At 59.5% G+C, this 538-nt stretch carries 2 pseudogenes; both read left to right on the top strand.

Features of this window, described 5'->3' with window-relative positions:
- Window positions 1–254, top strand: a pseudogene (locus J5M73_RS31020) (aldose 1-epimerase); the annotation flags it as partial.
- A gap of 10 nt (window positions 255–264) precedes the next feature.
- Window positions 265–538: pseudogene (locus J5M73_RS31015) on the top strand (fumarylacetoacetate hydrolase); the annotation flags it as partial.

Raw genomic sequence — 538 nt, 5'->3', positions numbered from 1 at the left:
ACACGGGCTGGCACGGTCGAGCGGACATCTGGTGGCCAGGGCGCGGCCTTGCTCTTCAGATCGAGGCTCAGGCGCCCCTGAATCGTTATATCGTCTATTCGCCGGGCGCTGAGGCCGACTTCTTCTGCTTCGAGCCGGTGTCACATGACGTTAATGCACACAACGCTCCGTCGCCGCTAAAACATGGGCTTGTTGAACTTGCTGAAGGCGAGTCTCTGCACCTGTCTGCCCGATTCACCGCAACTCTTCGATGAAATCTTCGTCATGAATGCACTGCCTCCCTCCGAATGCCTACCTCACGACGCGGAATACGCCCTCTTGATTGGGCGGGTATGGCGTGGCGGCGACCATGCAGGTCCGAGCGTTGTCGTCGTACGCAACGGGCAGGTCTTTGACATTACCGCGATCACGCCGACCGTAGCGGACTTGCTCGATCGACCAGACGTCACGGCCATCGTCGGGTCGTCTGCCGGCGAACCCATTGGCGACATCGAACCTATCCTGCTGCAAAGCCAGGCTTCGCACCAATCTGTTCAAC

It is taken from the genome of Pseudomonas sp. 50_B, assembly GCF_017491625.1.
Taxonomy (GTDB): domain Bacteria; phylum Pseudomonadota; class Gammaproteobacteria; order Pseudomonadales; family Pseudomonadaceae; genus Aquipseudomonas; species Aquipseudomonas danubii.
This window is presented reverse-complemented; position numbering and strand designations above follow the sequence as displayed.